Raw genomic sequence first — 21,803 nt, forward strand, 5'->3', positions numbered from 1 at the left:
TGTGCCTTTACAAGACGGATCAGTTGCCGCCGACTTCGCCGCTGATGACGTCGCCGAACAACTGCCAGCGCTCGCCCTTGAACTGCATCAGCTGCAACTGCTCGATCGGCTGGAAGTCATTGGGCCCGGTCGACAGCGTCACGCCGGGCAGCAGGCCGCCTTGCGCAAACTGCTTCAGGCTCGCCGCCTGCTTCATCACATTGGCACGGGTGAGGTCGTCACCACAGCGGCGCAGCACCTCGACCATGGTGGTCGCCATGTTGTAGCCGGTCATCGCCGAGGCATCGACGCGGTTGGTGTCGGGCATGTATTTGGCGAGCAGCTCGTCGAATGCCTTCATGCCGGCGTCGTCCTTCCACTGCGGATCGCTGGCGTCCTTGGCATAGGCCGCCGAGATCACGCCCTGGGCATTGTCGAGCCCGGCCGGACGCATCACGGTAGCGGTGGAGGCGGAGACGTTGGAGACGATGGTCACCGGCTTCCAGTTCATCTCGCCGAGCTTCTTGATCGCCTGGGCGCCGAATTTCGGCGTGGTGAAGAAGATGATGACGTCCGGATTGGAGGATTTCAGCCGCACCACATGGGAATCGATGGTCGGTTCGGCGACCTCGTAACTCTCCTTGGCGGCGATCCGCGCGGGATCGCTGGCGAAGCCGTCCTCAAGTCCCTTGAGATAGTCCTTGCCCATGTCGTCGTTCTGGTAGAGCACGGCGACCTTGGCGGCCGGCTTCTCCTTGAGCAGATATTTCGCGTAGATCCGCGACTCGCTCTGGTAGCTCGGCAGCCAGCCCATGGTCCACGGGAACGTCTTCGGATCATTCCACTTGGTCGCGCCGGTGGCGACGAACAACTGCGGCACCTTCTTGGCGTTGAGATATTTCTGGATCGCGGTGTTGGAGGCGGTGCCGAGCGTGCCGAACAGGAACAGCACCTCGTCGCTTTCGACCAGCTTGCGGGCCTGCTCCACGGCCTTCGGCGGCGAATAGGCGTCGTCATAGGAGATGAAATTGATCTTGCGGCCGTTGATGCCGCCGTCGTCGTTGACCTTCTTGAACACCGCGGTCATCGCCTTGCCGACCACGCCATAGGCCGACGCCGGGCCGCTATAGGGCACGATATTGCCGATCTTGATCTCGGTGTCGCTCGCACCGGTGTCGTATTTCTTCTGCGCCCAGGCGGCATGCCCGGTCGTGGCGGCGACGGCGAGGCCAAGCAGGGCGATTGCGACACGGTGACGGATCGGCATCGGCATTTCCCGAAAACTCCTTGTTATTGCCAGCGCGCGGGGGCGCCGGTTTCTCTTCGGTCGTTGCCGGTTTTCCTAGCGCATTGCCGGGCAAAGTGTAAGCAGGCATCGCCCGGACGGGCCAGCCCATGGTGAATGAAAAGCCCCCTGCGACGGTATCGCAGGGGGCCATTGTCAGTCGATTGCTGGAGAAAAGTCAGCCGCCGACGTCGGCGCTGATGACGTCGCCGAACAGTTCCCATTTCTCGCCCTTGAACTTCATCAGCTGCAGCTGGCTGATCGGGGCGAAATCGTTCGGAGCGGTGTTGATCTTGACGCCGGGCAGCAGCACTTCGGTGCGGAAATCCTGCAGGCTCGCCGCCTGCTTCATGATGTTCTCGCGCGTGAGGTTGTCGCCGCACTGCTTGAGCACCTGGACCAGCGTCTGCGCCACGCCGAAGCCGACCACGGTGCCGCCGTCGAGCTTGTCGCCCTCGGGGAAGTCCTTGGCCATGAAGGCGTAGAATTCCTTCATGCCGGGATCGTTGTCCCACTGCTTGTCGGAAGCGTCCTTCAGATAGGCCGCGGAGATGATGTCCTGCGCGTTCTCGAAGCCGGCCGGCTTGATCACGCTGCCGACCGAGGCCGACACGTTGTTGAGGAAGTGGGTCGGCTTCCAGCCGATCTCGGCGACCTTCTTGATCGCCTGCGCCGCGAATTTCGGCGTCGCGATGTCGATGAAGACGTCGGCGTTGCTGGCCTTCAGCTTGACGATGTTGCTGTCGATGGTCGGCTGGGAGGTCTCGAAGCTCTCTTCGGCGACGATCATGCTTGCGGCCTTCTGGCCGAGCCCATCCTTCAGACCCTTCAGATAGTCCTTGCCGTAATCGTCGTTCTGGTAAAGCACCGCGATCTTGGCGTTCGGCATGTTCTTCAGGATGTATTTTGCGTAGATCTGGGTCTCGCTCTGGTAGTTGGGCTGCCAGCCCATGGTCCAGGGGAAGTCCTTCGGATCGTTCCACTTGGTGGCGCCGGTGGCGACGAACAGTTGCGGCACCTTCTTGGAATTCATGTACTTCTGGATCGCCGAGTTCGACGGCGTGCCGAGGGAGTTGAAGATCAGCAGCACCTCGTCGCTTTCGACGAGCTTGCGCGCCTGCTCAACTGCCTTCGGCGGCGAGTAGGCGTCATCATAGGAGATGAAGTTGATCTTGCGGCCGTTGATGCCGCCGGCGTCGTTGATCTTCTTGAAATAGGCGGCCTCGGTGCGGCCGATGATGCCGTAGGCGGACGCGGGGCCGCTGTAGGGCATGATGTTGCCGATCTTGATCTCGGTGTCGGTGGCGCCGGTGTCGTATTTCTTCTGGGCCAGCGCCGCGCTGCCGGATGTGGCGACGAGCGCGAGCGCGGCCCCGAGGGCCGCAAGTCTTGTGGTAGCGGACATTGATGTCTCTCTCCCTGTTGTCAGACGAATGTGTCGCGGCCCCCTGTTTCGAGGGCTCTGTTGTTATCAGGCGAAATTACCATCTTAGGCGGGCTGCCTCAATGAAAAGCCCCTGCGACAACGCCGCAGGGGCCGCCTCTTTAGTCGACAATCTCGGGGCTACCCGCCGACGTCGCCGCTCAAAATGTCGCCAAAGCGCTCCCAGGTCTCGCCCTTGAACCGCACAAGTTGCAGTTGCGAAAGCGGCGCGAAATCGGTCGCCGAGGTATTGACCTTGATGCCCGGCAACAGCCCGCCGAGTTCGAGGTCGCGGATGCTGGCGGCCTGCTTCATGATGTTCTCGCGCGTCAGATTGTCGCCGCACGCCCGCAGCACGTGCTCAAGGCCCTGCGCGACGGTGTAGGCATACATCACGGACGCGTCGGCGCGGTTTGCATCGGGATAGTACTTATCGAGAAATTCGTTCCAGGCGATCATGCCCTTGTCGGTCTTCCACTGCGGATCGGTCGGATCCTTCAGATACTGCGACGAGATGATGCCCTGGGCGGCCTCGAAGCCCGCCGGCTTGATCACGCTGCCGATCGAGGCCGAGACGTTGTTGAGGAAGTGCAGCGGATGCCAGTTGAGCTCGTTGTTCTTCTTGATCGCCTGCGCCGCGAATTTCGGCGTCGTGATGTTGAAGAACACGTCGGCGCCGGAAGCCTTGAGCCTGACGATGTGCGAGTCGATGGTCGGCTCGGTTACCTCGTAGGCGTCCTCCGCGACGATCATCGACGCGGCCTTGGCGCCGAGCCCGTCCTTGAATCCCTTCAGATAGTCCTTGCCGTAGTCGTCGTTCTGGTAGAGCACGGCGATCTTGGCGTCCGGCTTGTTCTTCAGGATGTACTTGGCATAGATGATGGACTCGCTCTGGTAGTTGGGCTGCCAGCCCATCGTCCACGGGAATTCCTTCGGGTCGTTCCATTTGGTGGCGCCGGTCGCGACAAACAGCTGCGGCACCTTCTTCTGGTTCATGTATTTCTGGATCGCCGAGTTCGGCGGCGTGCCGAGCGAATTGAAGATCATCAGCACTTCGTCGCTCTCGACCAGCTTGCGCGCCTGCTCGACGGTCTTGGGCGGCGTGTAGGCGTCGTCGTAGCTGATGAAGGTGATCTTGCGGCCGTTGATGCCGCCCTCGGCGTTGATCTTGCGGAAGTAGGCGTCCTCGGTCTTGCCGATCACGCCATAGGCGGAGGCCGCTCCGCTATAGGGCATGATGTTGCCGATCTTGATTTCGGTGTCGCTGGCCCCGGTGTCGTATTTTTTCTGAGCAAGCGCTGCGCTGCTGAATGCGGAGACAAGCGAAAGCGCAGCGGCAATTGCCGCCAGTTGTCGTATTGCAGACATGCCGTTCCTCTCCCTGATAGCAGATGATGTGTCGTGGCCCTCTGTTTCGAGGGCTCATTGTTATCGGTAGAAACTATCATTTTACCGGGAGGCGCTCAACGAAAAGCCCCCGCGGCGTCGCCGCAGGGGCTGCGTCTTTAGTCGCGCTCGCCGATCTGTCCGAGTCAACCGCAGAGATTGCGGTTCGATCGAGTAGCGCTGTTGAGTTGAGTGCGCGGATGTCGGCTTCGTTGCAGCGAAGATCAGTTGCTCAGATTGCTCGAAATGATGTCGCCGAACAGCTCCCACTTCTCGCCCTTGAACCGCATCAGGCGCAGTTGCTTGATCGGCGCGAAGTCGGTGGCCGAGGTGTTGATGCTGATGCCCGGCAGCAGCGTGCCGGGAACGAAATCCTTCAGGCTGGCGGCCTGCTTCATGACATTGGCACGGGTAAGATCGTCACCGCACATCTCGAGCACCTTCGCCAAGGTCTGCGCGGCGGCGTAGCCGTAGGAGGTGGCGCCGTCGAGCTTGTTGGCGTCGGGATAATCCTTCTTGAGGAAGGTGAGGAATTTCTCCATGCCGGGATCCTTGTCCCATTGCGGATCGGCGCCGTCCTTGAGATAGGACGCCGACAGGATCCCCTGCGCGTTCTCGAAGCCGGCCGGCTGCATCACGCCGCCGACCGAGGCCGAGACGTTGGCGACGATCTGCAAGGGCGTCCATGCGATCTCGGCCGCCTTCTTGATCGCCTGCGCCGCGAATTTCGGTGAGGTGATGCTGATGAAGGTGTCGGCGCCGGCGGCCTTCAGCTTGACGATGTGATTGTCGATCGCGGGTTCGGACGTCTCATAGGCCTCCTCGGCGACGATCATCGATGCCTTGTCGCCGAAGGCGTCTTTCAGGCCCTTGAGGTAGTCCTTGCCGAAATCGTCATTCTGGTAGAGCACGGCGACCTTGGCGTCGGGCTTGTGCTTCATGATGTATTTTGCGTAGACCCGCGCCTCGTCCTGGTAGGACGGCTGCCAGCCCATGGTCCATGGATAGTTCTTGGGGTCGTTCCACTTGGAGCCGCCGGAGGCGATGAACAGCTGCGGTACCTGCTTCTCGTTCATGTACTTTCGGATCGAAGCGTTGGTTGAGGTACCGACCGAGCCGAACACCAGCAGGACCTCGTCGTCCTCGACCAGCTTGCGGGTTTGCTCCACGGTCTTGGCCGGCGAGTAGCTGTCGTCATAGCTGATGAACGTGATCTTGCGGCCGTGGATGCCGCCGGCCTCGTTGATCATCTTGAAGTAGGCCGCTTCGGTCCTGCCGATCACGCCATAGGCGGAAGCGGGGCCGCTGTAGGGCGCGGTGTTGCCGATCTTGATCTCGGTGTCGCTGGCCCCGGTGTCGTATTTCTTCTGCGCCAGCGCGGCATTGCAGCTCGTCAGGATCAGAGCGAATGCGGACAACAGCGCCGTCAGGGACGGACGTGCGGCAGTCATGTTTCCCCACCTCGGGTTCTTTGTTGGGCAGTATTCAATACGATCGGCGCGGGGCGTCAACAAAAAGCCCCCGCGAGGGAGATCGCGGAGGCCCGTTGTTTATTTCCGCAGTGCAACGTTATTCCGAGGGAACGTCGCCGGAAATGATGTCACCGAACAGTTCCCACTTCTGCCCCTTGAAGCGCTGCATCTGCAGCTGGGCGATCGGGGCGAAGTCGGTGGCCGAGGTGTTGATCTTGACGCCGGGCAGCAGGGTGTCGGGCGTGAAGTCCTTCAGGCTCGCCGCCTGCTTCATGACGTTGGCGCGGGTCAGATCGTCGCCGCACATTTCGAGCACCTTGGCGAGCGTCTGGGCGGCACCATAGCCGTAGACGTAGCCGCCGTCGGTCTTGTCGGCGCCCGGCATGTACTTGTCGAGAAACTCGGACCACTTCTTCATGCCGGGGTCGTTGTTCCACTGCGAGTCGGCGCCGTCCTTGGCATAGGCTGCCGACAGCACGCCCTGCGCGTTGTCGAAGCCGGCCGGCTGCATCACGCTGCCGACCGAGGCCGACACGTTGGTGATGATCTGCAGCGGCTTCCAGCCGAGTTCGGCGGTCTTCTTGATGGTCTGCGCGCCGAATTTCGGCGTCGTGTAGATCAGCAGCACGTCCGGGTTGGCCGCCTTGATCTTGACGATGTGGCCGTCGATCGACGGCTCGGACACCTCATAGCTCTCCTCCATGATGATGCTGGAGGCCGCCTTGGCGCCGAAGCCGTCCTTGGTGCCCTTGAGGTAGTCTTTGCCGAAGTCGTCGTTCTGATAGAGAATCGCGACCTTGGCGTCGGGCTTCTCCTTCATCAGCCACTTGGCGTAGATCTGCGCTTCGCTCTGGTAGCTCGGCTGCCAGCCCATGGTCCACGGGAAGTTCTTCGGGTCGTTCCACTTGGTGGCGCCGGTGGCGACGAACAGCTGCGGGATCTTCTTCGAGTTCAGGTATTTCTGGATCGCGGTGTTGGACGGCGTGCCGAGCGGGTTGAACACCAGCAGCACCTCGTCGCTCTCGACCAGCTTGCGCACCTGCTCTACGGCCTTCGGCGGCGAATAGGCGTCGTCATAGCTGACGAAATTGACCTTGCGGCCGTTGATGCCGCCGCGGTCGTTGATCATCTTGAAATAGGCTTCTTCGGTCTTGCCGATCACGCCGTAGGCGGAGGCCGGTCCCGAATAGGGGATGATGTTGCCGACCTTGATCTCGGTATCGCTTGCGCCGGTGTCGTATTTCTTTTGGGCGAATGCGGCAGTGGACGTCGCGGCAACAGCTGTGATCGCCGCGGAAATCGCGGCGATCCGAACGGTAGAAAGCATAATGTCTCCTGGTTTGGTTCTAAAGGCTCTTAATTGGTTTGAGCATGATCTCGTTCGGAAAACCGCTCCGCGCTTTTCCGGATCATGCTCTAGTTCTTCTTGAGCTTTGCGGCCAGTTGCTGGGCAACGATCGCGACCTGCCTGGCGCCGTGCGGCACGAGGAAGATGACGAGGAACAGCAGCACGCCGAACACCGCACCCGAAAGGCCCTTCGAGATGCCCTCCGCGATGTTGGGCACGAAGATGATGAAGGCGGAGCCGACGATCGAGCCGGGCAGCCAGCCGACGCCGCCGACCACCATGCCGAGGAACAGCGAGATCGCGAGCTGGATGGTGTAGCCGTCGGGCGCCACGAACTGCACCGCGATGGCACCGAGACCGCCGGCGACGCCGGTGATGCCGGCCGAGACGCCGAACGCCAGCGTCTTGTACAGCGCGACGTCGACGCCCATCGCGGAGGCCGCGATCTCGTTGTCGCGGATCGCCATGAAGGCGCGGCCGGAGCGCGAGCGCAGCAGGTTCACCGAAGCGATGTAGATCGCGATCGTGACGACCAGCGTGAAGTAGTACAGCCACATGTCCTGCGACAGTGGCAGGCCGAACGGCGCGTCCGGCTTGGTCACCACGAGGCCCTGCACGCCGCCGGTCCAATGCTCGAAATAGCCGAGCTTGAGCAGCTGCGGCATCGCGGTGGCGAGCGCGAAGGTCGCCAGCGCCAGATAGACGCCGGACAGCCGCAGCGCCGGCTGGCCGAACAGGAAGCCGAAGCCGAAGCAGACGATGCCGGCGATCGGCAGGGTGAGGGCATAGTTCATGCCCGCATGCTCCATCAGGATCGCCGAGGTGTAGGCGCCGACCGCGTAGAACGCGCTCTGGCCGAGCGAGAACTGGCCGCTTCCGCCGGTCAGGATGTTGAGCGCCATCACCGCAAGGCCGTAGATCAGAAGCATCGTCATCTGGAAGATGATGAAGTTCTTCACGAACAGCGGGATCAGGATCAGTGCGGCGAGCACGACGAGCGAGGTGCCGTAACCCAGCGTCATGGCGCGCTTCGGCACGGCCTCGACGGCCTGGCCCTCAGTGACGACTTCGACTTCTTCAGCGGCGCTCATGATCAGACTCGCTTCACGATGGCGCGGCCGAACAGGCCTGCCGGTTTGACGACCAGGACGACAATGATCAGCGCAAGCGCGATCGGAAGTTTCAACTCATTGCCGACACCGGGGATGTAGGTGCCGACCAGGTTCTCGAAGATGCCGACCAGGAAGCCGCCCATCACGGCGCCGAACGGGCTCGTCAGGCCGCCGAGCACGGCCGCGGCAAATCCGTAGATCAGCACGCCGAGCATCATGTTGGGCTCGAGGAAGACCACCGGGGCGATCATCATGCCGGCGATCGAGCCGATCGCGGACGCCATGCCCCAGCCGAGCGCGATCATCCACGAGGTGTTGATGCCGACCAGGCGGGCCGATTCAGGCAGCGAGGCTGCCGCGCGCATCGCAAGGCCGACCCGGGTGAAGCGGAAGAAGAAGAACAGCAGCACCAGCATCAACAGCGTGATGCCGATCATGCCCGCCTGGTGGGTCGAGATCAGCTGGCTGCCGAGGAACGGCGAGGAGCCGAACGGCGTCGGATACTGCTTGATGGTGAAGTCCCAGATCAGGCCGGCGACCGAGTTGATGATCGCATAGAGCGCGATGAAGCCGGCGACGTTGGTCAGGATCGGCGCCTTCGCCAATGGCTTGAACAAAAGCCGCTCGATGACGATGCCGGCGGCGAATGAAAAGGCGACGGTGAGCACGAAGGCGCCCCAATACGGCACACCCCACTGCATCAGCTGCCAGGACACGAAGGTCGAGAACATCGCCATTTCGCCCTGGGCGAAATTCAGATGGTCGATGGCCTGGTAGATCATGACCACCGCGAGCGCCATGCAGGCATAGATCGCGCCGGTGGCGATGCCGGCCAGGACCTGGTTGGCAAAAAGCTCCATTGTGCCAGCTCCTCAGTAGCCGAGATAGGATTTGCGGACGTCTTCGTTGTTCGCGATGTCCTTGGCATTGCCCGACATCACGATCCGTCCGGTTTCGATCACATAGGCCTGGTCGGCGAGCTCGAGCGCGAGCTGCGCATTCTGCTCGACCACCAGGATGGTCACCTTTTCCTCGCGATTGATCTTGCCGAGGATCCGGAACAGGTCACGCACGATCAGCGGCGCGAGGCCGAACGACGGTTCGTCGAGCAGCATCAGGCGCGGCCGCAGCATCAGCGCGCGCGCCACCGCGAGCATCTGCTGCTCGCCGCCGGACAGCGTGCCGGCCTGCTGGGTGTAGCGCTGCTTCAGCACCGGGAAATGCTCGTACATCCGCTCGATGTCGGAGCCGATCGCCTTGGTGTCGGAGCGGCTGATGGCGCCGAGCTGCAGGTTCTCCTCCACCGTCATGTTGGTGAAGGTGCCGCGGCCCTGCGGCACATGGGCAATGCCGAGCCGGACCACGTTTTCGGTCGAGCGCGTGCCGATCGGCTTGCCCTCGAACTCGATCGCACCGGTCGAGCGCACCATGTTGCAGATCGCCCGCAGCGTGGTGGTCTTGCCGGCGCCGTTGGCGCCGAGCAGCGTGGTCAGCGAGCCCTCGTTGAGGGAAAAGCTGAGGCCGTGCAGGGCCTGGACCTGGCCGTAATAGGCGCGCAGGTCCTTGACGTTGAGCATCGCGGTCATTGGTCCTTGCTCCCCAGATAGGCCTTGATCACATCGGGGTCGGCCTGGACCTGGGCCGGCGTGCCTTCGGCCAGCTTGCGGCCGAAATTGAGCGCGACGACGTGGTCGGCGATCGACATCACGAGTCCCATGTGATGCTCGACCAGCAGCACCGTAATTTTACGGTCGTCGCGGATTTTGCGGATCAAATCGCCGAGCACGTAGACTTCCTCGTGGTTGAGGCCGCCGGCAGGCTCGTCGAGCAGCAGGATCTTCGGATCTGCGGCCAAAGCGCGTGCCAGCTCGACGCGCTTCTGGGTGCCGAACGGAAGTCCCGAGACCACGGTGTGGGCGACGTCCTCGAGATCGAGATAGCCGAGGATGTCGTGCACCTTCTTGTTCATGTCGTGCTCGCCGCGGCGGACCCAGGCGAGGCGCAGCGAGTCGCTGACGATGTCGCTCGAGGTGCGCGCATGCGCGCCGACGCGGACGTTGTCGATCACGGACAGGTTGGGGAACAGCGCGACGTTCTGGAAGGTACGGCCGATGCCGATCTCGGCGATCCGGTGCGGCGGCCGCGACAGGATGCTCTTGCCTTCCATCAGGATGTCGCCGGACGACGGCTGGTAGAGCCGCGACAGGCAATTGAACAGCGTCGTCTTGCCGGCGCCGTTCGGCCCGATCAGACCGAGGATCTGTCCATGACGCATATCGAACGACACGCCGTTCAACGCGATGATGCCGCCGAACACGACGCTGACGTCGCGAACCGCGAGCAAGGGATCATTCCCCTGCGCGAGCTGTGCCTGCGTCATCTCGTCTCGCCCGCCGTCTTCGAGCGGTGCGAGCGGCCCTGCGATGCGTTTCGCTGGACGTGATGGAGGCTATCTGATCCCCTCGGCCAAACGTGCAACTTTCCCTCCTACTCTGGTCTTTTTGCGTTCTTCTTTTTTGGATTGCGGCGCCATTCCACCGAGCGCCTGCTCGATGTTCCTTACCATCGCGACAAGACGAGGTCCAATGTCGTTGAGCAATCTATCTTCCGTGAAGCGGAATGCCGGCGCGCCGCAATTGAAGGCGTAAGGACCGGTTCCGTCATTCAATCTCAATGCAACGCCGACCGCGGCGACGTCGTCCTGCCAGTCGCCGGTCGACATGGTGAAGCCGTGTTTCGCCACCGTCTCGCCGGAGCGCTCGATGCCGTCGCGCATCTTGGCCCAGCGGCTGCCGTAGTGATCCCGCAGCTCGCGTAATAAAGCCGCACGTTCTTCGGGTGGCAATGCCCAAATATAGGCACGTCCCATCGCGGTGGTTGCGATCGGCACCCGTGAGCCGACGTCGAGTTGCACGCCGAGCGCCAGCCCGTTCCGGCTCTGGCCGAAATAGATCATGCTGTGACGATCGCGGCCGCCGACCGCGACGGCACCGCCGGTCGCGCGCATCACTTCCTCTCGATAGGGCTCGGACAAATGCCGAACGCCGAGATTGGCGAGCGCGGCGTAGCCGAGCGCCATCGCCGACGGCGCGAGCTGATACTTCTCGAATTTCGGTACAGGTGTAAGGTATCCCAGCTTGGTCAGCGTGTAGGTCAGCCGGGAAATGGTTGGCTTCGGTAACTTGGTGCGGGCAGCAATCTCCTGATTGCCGAGCAGCCCGTCATTGGGCTGAAATGCACGCAGGACATCCAGTCCGCGGGAAAGCGCGACGACAAAATTGCGATCGGTCGCTACCTTCTTGCTGGCGCGCTTCATTCCCTGCCCTTGTCATGCTCGTTGACAAGGCACGTGCTTCAAAATAACCCTCCATGTCAAGATGTGGAATTAAATTTCGCAGTGCGAAATTGGTCTAATCGTAGCGGCTCAACGCAAGTCGTGCAGCTACTCAACACAAGTCCAAGAACAAGCATCCAGGGAGAGTCCCGGTGAGTGAAGTCGTCAAGCTCGAACGTCATGACAATATTGCCGTCGTCACGGTTAACAGTCCGCCCGTCAACGCGCTGAGCGCGGCCGTCCGCGGCGGCATCTTCGAATGCATCAAGAGTGCGATCGATGACGCTCAGGTTCAGGGCATCGTGCTGACCTGCGCCGGCCGCACCTTCATCGCCGGCGCCGACATCACCGAATTCGGCAAGCCGCCGAAGCCGCCCGGGCTCGCCGAAGTGCTGAGCCTGATGGAGAGCTCGCCGAAGCCGATCGTCGCCGCGATCCACGGCACCGCGCTCGGCGGCGGCCTCGAGGTCGCGCTGGCCTGCCACTATCGCGTCGCCACCAAGGACGCCAAGCTCGGCCTGCCCGAGGTGAAGCTCGGCCTGCTGCCGGGCGCCGGCGGCACCCAGCGCCTGCCGCGCGCGGTCGGTCCCGAGCTCGCGGTCAAGATGATCGTCGGCGGCGATCCGATCAGTGCGGATGCCGCGCTGAAGGCCGGCCTGATCGAGGAGATCGTCGAAGGTCCGGCCTCGGGCGGCGAGGCATTCGCGCGCAAGGTGGTCGCCGAGAAGCGTCCGCTGCGCAAGCTGCGCGATGACGACAGCAAGCTCGCCGCGGCCAAGGCCGATCGTTCGATCTTCACCAATGCAGTCGCTGCGCTGACCAAGAAGTCGCGCGGCCTCGAGGCGCCGTTCGCCGCCGCCGATGCCGTCGGCGCCGCGATCGACCTGCCGTTCGAGGAAGGCCTGAAGAAGGAGCGCGAGGGCTTCCTCAAGCTGATGAACGGCGACCAGTCCAAGGCGCAGCGCTATGCGTTCTTCGCCGAGCGCGAGGCCGCCAAGATCTCCGGCGTCCCCGAGGGCACCAAGGGCCGCAACGTGGCACGCGTGGCCATCCTCGGCGCCGGCACCATGGGCGGCGGCATCGCGATGTCGTTCGTCAATGCCGGCATCCCGGTCACGCTGATCGAGACCGGCGAGGAGCAGCTCAAGCGCGGCATGGGCATCATGCAGAAGAACTACGAGGCGACCGCGGCCCGCGGCGGCATCCCGGCGGACGCGCCCGCCAAGCGGATGGCGCTGATCAACGGCGTGGTCGGCATCGAGAACGTCGGCGACGCCGATCTGGTGATCGAGGCCGTGTTCGAGACCATGGCGGTCAAGAAGGAAGTGTTCGGCAAGCTCGACCAGTACGCCAAGCCGGGCGCGGTGCTGGCCTCCAACACCTCCTACCTCAACATCGACGAGATCGCGCAGTCGACCAAGCGTCCGCAGGACGTGCTCGGCATGCACTTCTTCTCGCCGGCCAACGTCATGAAGCTGTGCGAGATCGTGCGCGCCGACAAGACCGCGCCGGACGCGCTGGTGACAGCGGTGTCGATCGCCCGCAAGATCGCAAAGGTGCCGGCGGTGGTCGGCGTCTGCGACGGCTTCGTCGGCAACCGCATGCTGGCGCAGCGCGGCAAGCAGTCCGAGAAGTTGTTGTTCGAAGGCGCGCTGCCGCAGCAGGTCGACGCCGTCGTCACCAAGTTCGGCATGCCGATGGGCCCGTTCGCGATGGGCGATCTCGCCGGCCTCGATATCGGCTGGCGCTCGCGCAAGGACCGCGGCATCAAGTCGGAGATCGCGGACGCGCTGTGCGAAGCCGGCCGCTTCGGCCAGAAGACCGGCAAGGGCTACTACAAGTATGAGCCGGGCTCGCGCTCGGCGCTGCCCGATCCGGAGGTCGAGAAGCTGATCGACGAGACGCTGGCGCGCCTCGGCCGCAAGAAGCGCGTCGTCAGCGACGACGAGATCCTCGAGCGCATGATGTACCCGATGATCAACGAGGGCGCGAAGATCCTCGCCGAGGGCATCGCGGCGCGTCCGTCCGACATCGACGTCGTCTGGCTCTATGGCTATGGCTGGCCGATCTATCGCGGCGGCCCGATGTTCTGGGCCGACACCGTCGGTCTCAAGCACATCGCCGATCGCCTGGCCTTCTACGCCAAGGAGACCAACGATCCCTCGCTGGAGCCGGCGCCGCTGCTCAGGAAGCTCGCCGATGAAGGCAAGACCTTCGCCTCGCTCGCCGCGGCGTCGAAGGCGGCGTGATTGGCTTCCTGGCCACGGACTCGCTGGTAGGGTTCCCTCCCCCCTTGCGGGGGAGGGTTAGGGAGAGGGGTGGCCGCATCGGCACTGCCCGAGTGGTACCCCTTCCCCCAACCCCTCCCCGCAAGGGGGAGGGGAGCCCGCGCAGCGGGGTCACCTCACGGATGCAAGACCTTTCATGACCTATCCCGGCGAACAATATTATCCCAAGGGCGTGCAGTGGAGCGACGAGATCACGCGCGGCACGCTGCCGGACCTGCTCTCGAATGCCGCCGCCGAGTTCGGCGCGCGCCCGGTGCTCGAATTCCGCGACCGGCAGATCAGCTACAGCGAACTCGAGGCCCTGGTCGAGACCGCGGCCGCCGCCTTCCTGCGGGCCGGCTACGGCAAGGGCACCTCGGTCGCGCTGTTCCTCGGCAATTCGCCTGACCATCCGATCAACTTCTTCGGTGCGCTCAAGGCCGGCGCCCGCATCGTGCATCTGTCGCCGCTCGACGGCGAGATCGCGCTGTCGCACAAGCTGTCCGATTCAGGCGCCCGCGTGCTGGTCACCAGCAACCTCTCGGCGCTGCTGCCGACTGCGCTGAAGTTCCTCGCCAAGGGTTTGCTCGACCGCCTCATCGTCTGTGAGGACGACAATTGGGGCAAAGTCGGCACGCCGCAAACCGCGCTGCCGGATAATCCCGCCATCATCACGCACCGGCAGTTCATCGACGGCGCGACCAAACCGGCGCAATGGCCCGCGGTCGATGTCGAGGACGTGGCGCTGCTGCAATATACCGGCGGCACCACCGGCCTGCCCAAGGGCGCCATGCTCAGCCACGGCAATCTCACCGCGGCGGTGTCGATCTACGATGTCTGGGGCAAGCCCGGGCGGCTCGAGCGCAACGCGATCGAGCGTGTGATCTGCGTGCTGCCGCTGTTTCACATCTATGCGCTGACCGTCGTGCTGCTGTCGGTGATCCGGCGCGGCCATCTGATCTCGCTGCATCAGCGCTTCGATGTCGAGGCCGTGATGCGCGACATCGAGGTCAAGCGCGCGACGGTGTTCCCCGGCGTGCCGACGATGTGGATCGCGATCGCCTCGCTGCCCGATCTCGACAAGCGCGATCTCTCCTCGCTGGTGGTCGCGGGCTCCGGCGGCGCGCCGCTGCCGGTCGAGGTCGCCAAGATCTTCGAGCGCCGCGTCGGCATGAAGCTGAAGAGCGGCTGGGGCATGACCGAGACCTGCTCGCCCGGCACCGGCCACCCGAAGGAGGGGCCGGAGAAGCCGGGCTCGATCGGGCTGATGCTGCCCGGCATCGAGATGGACGTGGTGTCGCTGGAGGATTCCACCAAGGTGATGCCGGTCGGCGAGGTCGGCGAAATCCGCATCCGCGGCCCGAACGTCACCAAGGGCTACTGGAACCGGCCGGCCGAGACCGCCGAAGCCTTCGTCGGCGACCGCTTCCTGACCGGCGACATCGGCTACATGGACGCCGACGGCTATTTCTACCTGGTCGACCGCAAGAAGGACATGATCATCTCCGGCGGCTTCAACGTCTATCCGCAGATGATCGAGCAGGCGATCTACACCCATCCCGCCGTGCAGGAGGTGATCGTGATCGGGATTCCCGACGATTACCGCGGCGAGGCGGCCAAGGCCTTCATCAAGCTGCGCGACGGCGAGAAGACGTTCTCGATCGACGAGCTGCGCGCCTTCCTCACCGGCAAGGTCGGCAAGCATGAATTGCCGGCCGCCGTCGAATTCGTCGACGAGCTGCCGCGCACCCCGGTCGGCAAGCTGTCGCGTCACGAATTGCGCCAGCAACAGCCGAAGACATCTCAAGCAAAATCAATCGTTCAATAGGAGGATCCGATGGATCTCGCTTTCACCAAGGAAGAGATAGCGTTTCGCGAGGAGGTGCGTGAGTTCTTCAAGAACAACGTGCCGCCGGAGACCCGGCGCAAGCTGCAGGAAGGCCGCCATCTGTCGAAGGACGAGATGGTCACCTGGTGGCGCATCCTCAACAAGAAGGGCTGGGGCGTCACCCATTGGCCGAAGGAACATGGCGGCACCGGCTGGACCACCGTGCAGCACTACATCTTCAACGAGGAGCTGCAGTCCTATCCCGCACCGCAGCCGCTCGCCTTCGGCGTCAGCATGGTCGGCCCGGTCATTTACACCTTCGGCAATGAGAAGCAGAAGAAGGAATATCTGCCGCGCATCGCCAGCGTTGACGACTGGTGGTGCCAGGGCTTCTCGGAGCCGGGCTCGGGTTCTGACCTCGCGTCGCTGAAGACCACGGCCGAGCGCCGCGGCGACAAATGGATCATCAACGGCCAGAAGACCTGGACCACGCTCGCCCAGCACGCCGACATGATCTTCTGTCTCTGTCGCACCGACAAGAACGCGAAGAAGCAGATGGGCATCTCCTTCATCGTGTTCTCGATGAAGTCGAAGGGCGTCACCGTGCGTCCGATCCAGACCATCGACGGCGGCCACGAGGTCAACGAAGTGTTCTTCGACGATGTCGAGGTGCCCTACGAGAACCTGATCGGCGAGGAGAACAAGGGCTGGGATTACGCCAAATTCCTGCTCGGCAATGAGCGTACCGGCATCGCCCGGGTCGGCGTCTCGAAGGAGCGGCTGCGCCGCATCCGCGCGCTGGCCTCCAAGGTCGAGTCCGGCGGCCGTCCCGTCATCGAGGATCCGGCGTTCCGCGAGAAGCTCACGGCCTGCGAGATCGAGCTGAAGGCGCTCGAGCTGACCCAGCTTCGCGTCGTCGCCGACGAGGGCAAGCACGGCAAGGGCAAGCCCAATCCGGCGTCCTCGGTGCTCAAGATCAAGGGCTCGGAAATCCAGCAGACCACGACCGAGCTGTTGATGGAGATCATCGGTCCGTTCGCCGCGCCCTATGACGAGCACGGCGACGCCGGCTCGAACGAGAGCATGGATTGGACCGCGCAGATCGCGCCGAGCTACTTCAACAATCGCAAGGTCTCGATCTACGGCGGCTCCAACGAGATCCAGCGCAACATCATCAGCAAGGCCGTCCTGGGGCTTTGATCCTCTCCCTCTCCCCGCATTTGCGGGGAGAGGTGACGAGGTCCCGGTTTCGGTGACGACTTTCAGTTTAAGGGAACGAACATGGATTTTGATCTGTCCGAGGAGCAGCGGCTTCTCAAGGAAAGCATCGACGGGCTTCTGACCGATGCCTACGACTTCGATGCGCGCAAGAAGTACATGAAGGAGAAGGGCGGCTGGAGCCAGGCGCTCTGGGGCAAGCTCGCCGAGCAGGGCCTGCTCGGTCTGCCCTTCGCGGAGACCGACGGCGGCTTCGGCGCCGGCGCGGTCGAGACCATGATCGTGATGGAAGCGCTCGGCAAGGCGCTGGTGGTCGAGCCTTATCTCGCCACCGTGGTGGTCGCCGGCGGCTTCCTGCGCCATGGCGGCTCGGCCGAGCAGAAGGCCAAGTACATCCCGGGCATCATCGACGGCAGCAAGACCTTCGGCTTCGCCCAGCTCGAGAAGAATTCGCGCTACGACCTGTTCGACGTCGTGACCACGGCCAAGAAGAAGGGCGATGGCTGGGTGATCGACGGCGAGAAGTTCGTCGTGCTCAACGGCGAGAACGCCGACACGCTTATCGTGACCGCGCGCACCAAGGGCGGCCAGCGCGACAAGTCCGGCATCGGCGTGTTCCTGGTCCCGGCGAATGCCAAGGGCGTCACCAAAAAGGGCTATCCCACCCAGGACGGCCTGCACGCGGCCGACATCACCTTCACCAATGTCGAAGTCGGTGCTGACGCTGCGATCGGCGATCCCGAGAACGGCCTGCCCCTGATCGAGCGCGTGGCTGATGAAGCCCGCATTGCGCTGTGCGCGGAAGCGGTCGGCGCGATGGACGAGTCGCTGAAGGAGACCGTCGAGTACATCAAGACCCGCAAGCAGTTCGGCGTTGCGATCGGCTCGTTTCAGAGCCTGCAGCACCGCGCCGCCGACATGTTCGTGGCGCTGGAGCAGGCCCGCAGCATGTCGATGTTCGCGACCATGGCGTCGGATTTCAGCGATGCCAAGGAGCGTTCGTCCGCGGTCGCGGCGGCCAAGGTGCAGGTCGGCAAGTCGCTGAAGTTCGTCGGCCAGCAGTCGATCCAGCTTCACGGCGGTATCGGCATGACCATGGAAGCCAAGATCGGCCACTACTTCAAGCGGCTGACCATGATCGAGAACACGCTCGGCGACACCGACTACCACCTCCGTCGCGTCAGCGAGGGCGGCGGGTTGCTGGCGTAACCACCACTGTCATTGCGAGCGTAAGCGAAGCAATCCATCTCACCGCGTTGGGAAAGATGGATTGCTTCGTCGCTTCAGCGCAAAATTGCTGTGCAATTTTGTCGCGAGCTCCTCGCAATGACGCTCGAAACAAACAGGGAGGCAACAACAATGAAAAACACCCCGTTCGATCTCACCGGCCAGGTTGCGGTCATCACCGGCTCGAGCCGCGGCATCGGGCGCTCCTCGGCGGAGTTGCTCGCAAAACTCGGCGCCAAGGTCGTGATCTCCTCGCGCAAGGCGGACGCCTGCCAGGAGGTCGCCGACGGCATCAAGAAGGCCGGCGGTGACGCGCTCGTCATCCCCTGCAACATCGCGCGCCGCAATGAGGTCGAGGGGCTGGTCTCCGGTACGATCAAGCACTACGGCAAGATCGACATCCTGGTCTGCAATGCCGCGGTCAATCCCTATTACGGCCCGCTGCTCGACATCACCGACGAGGCCTTCGACAAGATCATGGGCTCCAACGTCAAGAGCAACATCTGGCTCTCCGCGCTGGCGATCCCGCAGATGGCCGAGCGCGGCAAGGGCTCGGTCGTGATCATCTCCTCGATCGGCGGCTTGCGCGGCTCGACCGTGATCGGCGCCTACGGCATCTCCAAGGCGGCGGACTTCGCGCTGTGCCGCAGCCTCGCCGGCGAATGGGGGCCGAAGGGCGTGCGGGTCAATTGCGTGGCGCCCGGGTTGGTGAAGACCGATTTCGCCCGCGCGCTGTGGGAGGATCCGGACAATCTGAAGCGCCGCACCGCGTCGACGCCGCTGCGCCGTATCGGCGAGCCCGACGAGATTGCAGGCGCGGTGGCCTATCTCGCCTCCGACGCGTCGACCTTCATGACCGGCCAGACCATCGTGGTCGACGGCGGCGTGACGACGGCAGCGACGTAGCGCGGGATACCTCTACGAAGTCGTACTCGATCGCACCACAATCGCGTCATGCCCGGGCTTGTCCCGGGCATCCACGTCTTTGGCGGTTTCTGCGAGCAAGACGTGGATGGCCGGGACAAGCCCGGCCATGACGAGCTTTTCGTACTCGCCTCAGACCTGCTCCAGCGCCCGCTCGAAATCCTCGATCAGATCGTCGGGATGCTCGAGCCCGGCGGAGAAGCGAATAAAGCCCTCGCTGATGCCGAGCTCGGCGCGGGCCTCCGGCGCCAGGCGCTGATGCGTCGTGGTCGCGGGATGCGTGACCAGGCTCTTGGCATCGCCGAGATTGTTGGAGATGCGCGAGATCTTCAGCGCGTTGAGGCAGCGGAACGCGCCGGCCTTGCCGTCCTTGACCTCGAAGCCGACCAGCGTCGAGCCGGCGCCCATCTGCTTCTTCACCGTTGCGGCCTGCGGATGATCGGGGCGGCCGGGATAGACCAGCCGCGTGATCTTCGGATGCTTCGCCAGCGCCTCGGCGATCTTGGCCGCGTTCTCGGTCTGCGCGCGGACGCGGACGCCGAGCGTCTCCAGCCCTTTCAGCAGCACCCAGGCGTTGAACGGCGACAGCGAGGGGCCGGTCTGGCGCATGAAATTATGGATGTGCTCGGCAATGAAGGCCTCCGACGACAGGATGACGCCGCCGAGACAGCGGCCCTGGCCGTCGATATGCTTGGTCGCGGAATAGACCACGACGTCGGCGCCCAGCGACAGCGGGCTCTGCCAGATCGGCGTTGCGAACACGTTGTCGACGATCAATCGGGCGCCACCGCTGTGCGCGATTTTGGCGATCGCGCCGATATCGAGCACGTCGAGCGTCGGATTGGTCGGGCTCTCCAGGAAGAAGGTTTTTGTGTTCGGCCGCAGGGCGCGCTGCCACTGGTCGAGGTCGAGGCCGTCGACCAGCGTCGTCTCGATGCCGTAGCGCGGCAGCAGGTCCTGCACGACATAGAGGCAGGAGCCGAACAGCGCCTTCGACGCCACCACGTGATCGCCGGCCTTCAGCGGCGCGAGGATCGCGGTGGTCACCGCGGCCATGCCGGTCGCGGTCGAGCGCGCGGCCTCCGCGCCCTCGAGCTCGATCATGCGGCGCTCGAACATCGCAATCGTCGGGTTGGAATAGCGCGAATAGATGAAGCCGGGATCCTGGCCCTTGAAGCGCGCCTCGCATTGCTCGGCGGTGTCGTAGACGTAGCCCTGGGTGAGAAACAGCCCTTCCGACGTCTCCCCGAATTGCGAGCGCAGCGTGCCGCCATGGACCAGGCGGGTTTCGGGACGGAAGCGGGCGGTACCTTCAGATTCAGACATGTGACCTCCGAAGTGGCCATTTCCCTCGGAACTGGCCACAAAAAAACCGGCCTGGAGCAACCTCCACAAGCCGGGATCACACTGTCCCCGGCCTGTTTAGCGACTTATTTAACGTGGCTGCAAGCCGGCCGGCTCAAATCACCACGGGATAAGTGCAGCTGATATTCCCTCGCGCCCTTTCCGTCAAGACGGTCATCGGATAACCCGTAAAAGCCCATATTTTGGGGCTTGATGGCCCGCCAGAGGTTGATTTTGGGCCATCTCGAGGGATCGCCAAGGGGCCGCATCGTGTCGTTCACGCTGGAAGATGAATCCAACGGAATTCTGCCCGACCGCATGATCGCGGAGATGGCGGAGGCCGGCCTTATTCTGCCCGCCTATGACTTCGTCGAGAGCCAGATCCAGCCGGCGAGCCTCGACCTCCGCCTCGGCGATATCGCCTACCGCGTTCGCGCCAGCTTCCTGCCGGGGCCCGATGCCACCGTCGCCGAGCGGATCGACCAGCTGAAGCTGCACGAGATCGATCTGTCCGACGGCGCGGTGCTGGAAACCAACTGCGTCTACATCGTGCCGCTGCTCGAAAGCCTGGCGCTGCCGCCGGAGATCGTGGCGGCGGCCAACCCGAAGAGCTCGACCGGCCGGCTCGACGTCTTCACCCGCGTGATCGCCGACGGCACCCGCCGCTTCGACATGATCGGGGCCGGCTATCACGGTCCGCTCTACGCCGAGATCTCACCGAAGACGTTTCCCGTGCTGCTGCGCGAGGGCTCGCGGCTCAGCCAGGTCCGCTTCCGGATCGGCGAGGCGACGCTTTCCGCCGACGAGCTCGATGCGTTGCATGCTGCCGAGCGCCTGGTCGATGCTGACAACGCCGATCTCACCCATGGCGTCGCACTGTCGGTCGATCTCTCCGGCGAGAGCTCGGGCGGCTTCGTCGGCTATCGCGCCAAGCGCCACACCGGCGTGGTCGATGTCGATCGCCGCGGCGGCTATGCGGTCGACGATTTCTGGGAGCCGATCAAGGCGCGGCCCGACGGCAGCCTCATCCTCGATCCCGGCGAGTTCTACATCCTGGCTTCCAAGGAGGCGGTGCAGGTGCCGCCGGATTACGCCGCGGAGATGGTGCCGTTCGATCCGCTGGTCGGCGAATTCCGCGTCCACTATGCCGGTTTCTTCGATCCCGGCTTCGGCTATGCCGGCGCCGGCGGCAAGGGCGCGCGCGCCGTGCTCGAAGTGCGCTCGCGCGAGGTGCCGTTCATTCTCGAGCACGGCCAGATCGTCGGCCGTCTCGTCTATGAGCGCATGCTCGAGCGTCCCGACGCGCTCTACGGCCAGCGCATCGGCTCGAACTATCAGGCGCAGGGCCTGAAGCTCTCGAAGCATTTTCGCGTGTAGCGATATTCTCTGCCCCGTCATCCTGAGGTGCGAGCGGAGCGAGCCTCGAAGGATGCATCGGCCACCAGCCGGGCCGTGCATCCTTCGAGGCTCGCAAGAGCTCGCACCTCAGGATGACGGGATCAATCGTCCTTGCCCCGGACTGCGCTTCGCTGCATCAGGGCTCCGATCCTCGCCATCATTCTCCGCCGTCATTCCCCGCGAAAGCGGGGAATCCAGTACGCCGCGGCCTCTCGATTGAAGACGACTGCCTCTGGAATACTGGATCGCCCGATCGAG

General features: G+C 63.6%; 17 protein-coding genes and 1 riboswitch. Of the genes, 6 read left to right on the top strand and 11 right to left on the bottom strand.

The window, feature by feature from the left end; translation table 11 throughout:
* Positions 1-19: 19 nt before the first annotated feature.
* The 10 genes from BI327_RS26435 to BI327_RS26480 form a co-directional block, all read right to left on the bottom strand.
* A complete protein-coding gene (locus BI327_RS26435; protein ID WP_076864300.1) occupies positions 20-1,246 on the bottom strand; it encodes an ABC transporter substrate-binding protein in 1,227 nt (408 codons plus the stop codon).
* 196 nt (positions 1,247-1,442) lie between these two features.
* Positions 1,443-2,669, bottom strand: a complete 1,227-nt coding sequence (locus tag BI327_RS26440; RefSeq protein ID WP_076864178.1) for an ABC transporter substrate-binding protein — start codon at positions 2,667-2,669, stop codon at positions 1,443-1,445.
* 159 nt (positions 2,670-2,828) lie between these two features.
* The gene (locus tag BI327_RS26445; protein ID WP_076864179.1) at positions 2,829-4,055 is read right to left on the bottom strand and encodes an ABC transporter substrate-binding protein; all 1,227 of its coding nucleotides are present in this window, start codon (positions 4,053-4,055) and stop codon (positions 2,829-2,831) included.
* A 242-nt stretch (positions 4,056-4,297) separates the two neighbouring features.
* Positions 4,298-5,524, bottom strand: a complete 1,227-nt coding sequence (locus tag BI327_RS26450; RefSeq protein WP_076864180.1) for an ABC transporter substrate-binding protein — start codon at positions 5,522-5,524, stop codon at positions 4,298-4,300.
* Between the two features lie 118 nt (positions 5,525-5,642).
* Positions 5,643-6,872 (bottom strand): ABC transporter substrate-binding protein, encoded by a 1,230-nt coding sequence (locus BI327_RS26455; RefSeq protein ID WP_076864181.1) that lies wholly within the window; start codon positions 6,870-6,872, stop codon positions 5,643-5,645.
* Between the two features lie 89 nt (positions 6,873-6,961).
* Positions 6,962-7,984 carry a branched-chain amino acid ABC transporter permease gene (locus BI327_RS26460; protein ID WP_076864182.1) on the bottom strand — a complete coding sequence of 341 codons (1,023 nt, stop codon included), beginning with the start codon at positions 7,982-7,984 and terminating at the stop codon, positions 6,962-6,964.
* A 2-nt stretch (positions 7,985-7,986) separates the two neighbouring features.
* Positions 7,987-8,865, bottom strand: coding sequence for a branched-chain amino acid ABC transporter permease (locus BI327_RS26465; protein WP_076864183.1), 879 nt, complete (start codon positions 8,863-8,865; stop codon positions 7,987-7,989).
* Positions 8,866-8,877: 12 nt separating this feature from the next.
* Positions 8,878-9,591 carry an ABC transporter ATP-binding protein gene (locus BI327_RS26470; protein WP_050406253.1) on the bottom strand — a complete coding sequence of 238 codons (714 nt, stop codon included), beginning with the start codon at positions 9,589-9,591 and terminating at the stop codon, positions 8,878-8,880.
* The gene (locus tag BI327_RS26475) at positions 9,588-10,385 is read right to left on the bottom strand and encodes an ABC transporter ATP-binding protein (RefSeq protein ID WP_029077896.1); all 798 of its coding nucleotides are present in this window, start codon (positions 10,383-10,385) and stop codon (positions 9,588-9,590) included. Before BI327_RS26475 ends, BI327_RS26470 begins: the two co-directional genes overlap by 4 nt.
* Before the next feature lie 69 nt (positions 10,386-10,454).
* Positions 10,455-11,321, bottom strand: a complete 867-nt coding sequence (locus tag BI327_RS26480; RefSeq protein WP_076864184.1) for an IclR family transcriptional regulator — start codon at positions 11,319-11,321, stop codon at positions 10,455-10,457.
* Positions 11,322-11,491: 170 nt separating this feature from the next.
* Between BI327_RS26480 and BI327_RS26485 the strand changes: the two genes are divergently transcribed.
* The 5 genes from BI327_RS26485 (at position 11,492) to BI327_RS26505 (ending at position 18,785) form a co-directional block, all read left to right on the top strand.
* On the top strand, positions 11,492-13,588 hold the full coding sequence (locus BI327_RS26485; protein ID WP_076864185.1) for a 3-hydroxyacyl-CoA dehydrogenase NAD-binding domain-containing protein: 2,097 nt from the start codon (positions 11,492-11,494) through the stop codon (positions 13,586-13,588).
* Positions 13,589-13,763: 175 nt separating this feature from the next.
* Positions 13,764-15,434, top strand: coding sequence for a dicarboxylate--CoA ligase PimA (pimA, locus tag BI327_RS26490; protein WP_076864186.1), 1,671 nt, complete (start codon positions 13,764-13,766; stop codon positions 15,432-15,434).
* Positions 15,435-15,443: 9 nt separating this feature from the next.
* Positions 15,444-16,634, top strand: a complete 1,191-nt coding sequence (pimC, locus tag BI327_RS26495) for a pimeloyl-CoA dehydrogenase large subunit (protein WP_076864187.1) — start codon at positions 15,444-15,446, stop codon at positions 16,632-16,634.
* Between the two features lie 81 nt (positions 16,635-16,715).
* On the top strand, positions 16,716-17,861 hold the full coding sequence (gene pimD, locus BI327_RS26500) for a pimeloyl-CoA dehydrogenase small subunit (protein ID WP_076864188.1): 1,146 nt from the start codon (positions 16,716-16,718) through the stop codon (positions 17,859-17,861).
* 150 nt (positions 17,862-18,011) lie between these two features.
* Complete coding sequence (locus BI327_RS26505; RefSeq protein WP_076864189.1) at positions 18,012-18,785, top strand: SDR family NAD(P)-dependent oxidoreductase; 774 nt, start codon at positions 18,012-18,014, stop codon at positions 18,783-18,785.
* Between the two features lie 150 nt (positions 18,786-18,935).
* Here BI327_RS26505 and BI327_RS26510 read toward each other — a convergent pair whose 3' ends face one another.
* Positions 18,936-20,129 (bottom strand): O-succinylhomoserine sulfhydrylase, encoded by a 1,194-nt coding sequence (locus BI327_RS26510; RefSeq protein ID WP_076864190.1) that lies wholly within the window; start codon positions 20,127-20,129, stop codon positions 18,936-18,938.
* A gap of 75 nt (positions 20,130-20,204) precedes the next feature.
* A riboswitch (SAM riboswitch) is annotated at positions 20,205-20,284 on the bottom strand.
* 133 nt (positions 20,285-20,417) lie between these two features.
* Between BI327_RS26510 and BI327_RS26515 the strand changes: the two genes are divergently transcribed.
* The gene (locus BI327_RS26515) at positions 20,418-21,524 is read left to right on the top strand and encodes a 2'-deoxycytidine 5'-triphosphate deaminase (RefSeq protein ID WP_050425274.1); all 1,107 of its coding nucleotides are present in this window, start codon (positions 20,418-20,420) and stop codon (positions 21,522-21,524) included.
* The last annotated feature ends 279 nt before the right edge of the window (positions 21,525-21,803 follow it).

It is taken from the genome of Bradyrhizobium mercantei, from assembly GCF_001982635.1.
In the GTDB taxonomy this organism is placed as follows: domain Bacteria; phylum Pseudomonadota; class Alphaproteobacteria; order Rhizobiales; family Xanthobacteraceae; genus Bradyrhizobium; species Bradyrhizobium mercantei.